This is a genomic window from Marinagarivorans sp., from assembly GCF_982758155.1.
Map to the genome: position 1 here is coordinate 1 of NZ_CEXWTU010000329.1, position 4,119 is coordinate 4,119.

Here is a 4,119-nt window from a genome sequence, read left to right on the forward strand (position 1 = left end):
CAAAGCTATTAGCGAAGGAAAAACTGGTTAAAAAGTCACCTTGAAAGGGCTGGTTCACAACTCTTATCAAAGGCAGCAACGCATTCACGTGCTTAGTCTTACGTGACAACAAGGGCCGGTATGAACCCTCTTGTCTCAACACCGCAGCCATGCAATCTGTGCTGCCCGTTTATGAATATCAAACAGCACAACTCGCAAAGGGTATTAACATTAAAGCCATTCACGCCAATATCGAAACGATGGCAAGAATAGGAACATTCAAAGCACCTGCACCCGGAGCTTTGGTTTATATGATGGCACCGGATAATAAATATTATGACCACTTTTCAAATACATTAATGGATATATCGCCTCACATCATGCTGTATTACCCTACGCTAGACAAAAATGAGCTAGGTTTTAATAATGATAATGGGGGGCCGATGCTTTACGACGAGTACCCTCATTTAAGCGTGGTCCATATCCATACGGGGGAGCATCCCAATAGAGATTTGTAAATAGAACTTGTAGTTAATAATAAGCGCCAATAAACCCACGCACTAGCCATAGCCATAGCAATTATTATTTCACCCGCATCAAGGAATAAAAATGAAAGCACTTTCATTCAGCCTGTTAGGAATATTGATTAATACATTTCCAGGGCCGGCTGTAGCACTCGATAAGGATTTGACTCTTAGGTTTGAGAATATTCCCTATAAGGCTGCAGAAGTTTATTGTGAAAATGATCAGAAGATTAAGCCAACTAAAAATGACTTTGAGCTCATTGACTACACAGCCATGAGCTCGGATCAGGGTGATCGGTATATACTGGCAACGATTCGAAATCAATCGACCGGGCAAAGGCTTTTTAATGAAAATCATGTCATCGCAATACTCGGCGATTGCACCAGAATCAAACCATTGAGTGTGGTACAGAAATATGAGGGAAACCAAACGATCACAACGCAGTTAAATTTCGGGGTAAGTCGATACCCGATACTGAAGGTGATAATGGAGTAGTGAACAACGTCAAAAGATAGCTAAGGGGTAAGGCGTCTCCACCAAAACCCCTCGTCTTCGCGATCGTGCTCACGTTAAGGCTTACAATATATTGCTCCTGCCGTGTTACTGCATACATAGTATATAGCGTTATATTTTCGCTTGAACTTTAGGTCAAAATCACCGAGTATAGCCGCGCCTACGGCATAGTGGCTCAACAGGTTTTGTGCTAGATAGAGGAGTACGGAACACTATTGGGTTAACTGGACTTTAATACTAAAAGGAGTATTTTATGGAATTGTTTAAATTTAAAAAAGCACAAGTAATGGCAGTAGCTGGTATCGCATTCTTGGCGTGTACGGGCTTTGGTTTAGGCGGCTTCGGCAATGACCTAAAAAGCACCAAAAGTAAAACTGTTGCCGGCATAGAAGCAAAAATACCTTATTTGGAATACGCTAAGTATTATGGCTATGTTGATTCCAGCGTAAAGCCCGATGGCCTTCATAAAAAGAAAGACGCCTTCTATTTGTATGTATGGGTGCCTGCCGCATTGGATGAAATCGGTATTTCAATGGTGTCCCCAGCCAAAGGAAAGCCCAAAAAGAAAAAAGATTTTCAACACTCGCAATACAAGGCAGGCATGAAAAAGGACAAAAAGGCCTACTTTGACACCTTTTTGTTATTGGACCGCATGAGTGTTATTGACCCCAAGAAAATTAAAGATGGCGGTAAAGTATTAAAAACGCTGCAATCCAACGATGACAACTCTGAATTACCAGCCAACCCATCTGGCTCTAACTACAACTCTTTAGTGCGCCACGTTTCGGACCCGGCTAATCCCACCCAATCTTTGGTACGCGGTTTGTATCGCATTACCTTTACCTCTTTTCGTGGCAAGGTTGCGGGTTCTTACTTAGCGAATGTAGGTACTAACATCCCCGGCGTTAAAATTGCTTCTAGCCTAGAAGAACTGCATGAAATCGTGAATAAATAGCGAAAACTTGAGCAGCCTACGGGCTGCTTTTTTATTGTTGCAAACTTCATTTAAATACGACTCGGCCTGTGTGAATTAACCACAGCCCACCCCACCGCGAAAAAATCTACGATTTTTAGGTTTAACCCAAGTTAGGCTCTAGGCGATATCAAGTATTAATGGATGAAATATTGTTTCCTCATCCTTAAGTCCGCAATAGCGGTTATGGCATCAGAATCATCCAAAAGTAAACTTATTGCTATTAAAAAAACCATTCATGCTGCCGATAAGCTATACAAGTAATTAGCTGAGGTTGGACGGATGATCATTCGCGAGTCACACATTAATCTTTCTACACAACACCACTACCAAGAACGGCAAAACGTTCGTGAAACGCTCATCGCCAGTGAACAAAGGCCCAATGCCGTGATGCCGGTTAGTCTCCCGCCTGCCCAGCGCGTACCGTCTATAAATACAACGGCCCTTCAACCCATTGACCTGACGAGTTCGATGAGCTCGAACGACCGTGTTCAACTCGCCATTATCGCTCAGCTGTATCAGCAAATTACCGGGCATGAATTTCAACTTTCACCCCCGCCACCTGAACCCGCGTTAGACACAAGCACTGCCACGCTTTCTGTCATGCTGCCGGTTAGCGCTCCTATCACAACACAATCTTTGGTGTACGAACGCCACACCCGCTACGAAGAAAAAGAAAAAATGCAATTTGCAGCACAAGGGCAGGTGAAAACACAGGATGGTAGAAGCATCGACTTTTCAGCCAGCCTAAGTATGAGTCGACACTATATCGAGGAAACCACCGAAAGCTTGTCGGTGAGCAATGCCGTACTGACCGACCCTTTAGTCATTAATTTTGACGGCACTGGCGCCGAATTAAGCCGCTCACACTTTGCTTTTGATTTAGACAATGATGGTACGCCAGAGCAAATTGCTAACTTAAAGCCCAATAGCGGTTATTTGGCCCTAGACCGCAATGGCGACGGCCAAATTAATAACGGCAGCGAACTTTTTGGGCCGCAAAGTAATAATGGGTTTGCCGAACTGGCTGAGTTTGATGAAGACGGCAATGGTTTTATTGATGAGGGCGACTCGATCTACAACCAATTACGCATTTGGCAGCGCAACGATTCTGGCGAAAGCCGCCTTTTAGCTTTAGGTGATAAAGACATCGGCGCCATTTATTTAGGCCATGCCATCACGCCGTTTCAGTTAACTGACGAGAACAATAACAGCCTCGGCGAAGTGGTCTCATCGGGTATTTTTTTACGAGAAGATGGCTCGAATGGCACGGTTCAGCAAATTAATTTAGCCGTTTAAGGGGCGAGGCAATAATAGTTTATCCAATTAGGCGAAGAGATCGGCTTTCTTATCGAGGCGCTTAAAGGGGCGCATGCCTTGGCATGTAACGCTTTGAGCAACGAAGGTAAGGATGTCGATATCAAGCATTAGTGGATGAAATATTGTTTCCTCGTCCCTAATACGCACCCATAGCGTTACGCTCTTCGCACTTGAGTGCACCTGTTTTCTTACAAGGCGCCCGAAGGGGCGCATGCCAGGGCCTATAGGATCTAGGTGAGTAGGGTAACAGGAGCGTAGTGTCATGGAGAAGTTACCGAGGCGAGCAACGCTGCTGAGGAGACAAGAGGCAAGTATTATTGGATAAAGTATTTTATCCTAGGCCCTAAGGCGAGAGAAAGCTTTCTTACCGCGGCGCTGACTGATTTCGTTATCCCTCTTTAAAGACAATAACGCCGAATAACCCCTTCGATCACTTTCACCGCAGGAGCAATTTCACTAAGCGCAATAAACTCGTTAGCTTGGTGGGCTTGGTCTATTGAACCTGGGCCCATAACCACAGTTTGCATACCTAAAGCCTGTAAATAGGGCGCTTCGGTAGCAAAGGCTACGGCTTTGGGGTCGAACTGGGTTAAGTGACTCACGGTTTTTATCAACTCACTTTCAGCGGGTTGCTCAAAAGCGGGCACACCGGCAAACAGCGTGCTGAAAATAATATCGGTGCCGTTGCGCTCGGCGATGGGCCGCAAACGTTGCTGTAAACCACCGCGCAATTCTTCGATAGACATGCCCGGCAGCATGCGCAAATCGAAATGTAACTCGCAGGCACTGCAAATGCGGTTAGGGCTATC

The 4,119-nt window shown here is 45.1% G+C and carries 5 protein-coding genes; 4 read left to right on the forward strand and 1 reads right to left on the reverse strand.

Features of this window, described 5'->3' with window-relative positions:
* Nucleotides 1-149 precede the first annotated feature (149 nt).
* From AC3A8L_RS20345 to AC3A8L_RS20360, 4 genes are all read left to right on the forward strand, one after another.
* Complete coding sequence (locus AC3A8L_RS20345) at nt 150-497, forward strand: hypothetical protein (RefSeq protein ID WP_487964102.1); 348 nt, start codon at nt 150-152, stop codon at nt 495-497.
* 91 nt (nt 498-588) lie between these two features.
* Entirely contained in the window at nt 589-999 is a 411-nt protein-coding gene (locus AC3A8L_RS20350) for a hypothetical protein (protein WP_487964103.1), read from the forward strand.
* A 271-nt stretch (nt 1,000-1,270) separates the two neighbouring features.
* Entirely contained in the window at nt 1,271-1,972 is a 702-nt protein-coding gene (locus AC3A8L_RS20355; RefSeq protein ID WP_487964104.1) for a LipL32 family surface lipoprotein, read from the forward strand.
* A 300-nt stretch (nt 1,973-2,272) separates the two neighbouring features.
* On the forward strand, nt 2,273-3,289 hold the full coding sequence (locus AC3A8L_RS20360) for a hypothetical protein (protein ID WP_487964105.1): 1,017 nt from the start codon (nt 2,273-2,275) through the stop codon (nt 3,287-3,289).
* Between the two features lie 419 nt (nt 3,290-3,708).
* Here AC3A8L_RS20360 and AC3A8L_RS20365 read toward each other — a convergent pair.
* On the reverse strand, nt 3,709-4,119 hold a 411-nt coding region (locus tag AC3A8L_RS20365), incomplete at its 5' end, for a M20/M25/M40 family metallo-hydrolase (protein ID WP_487964106.1).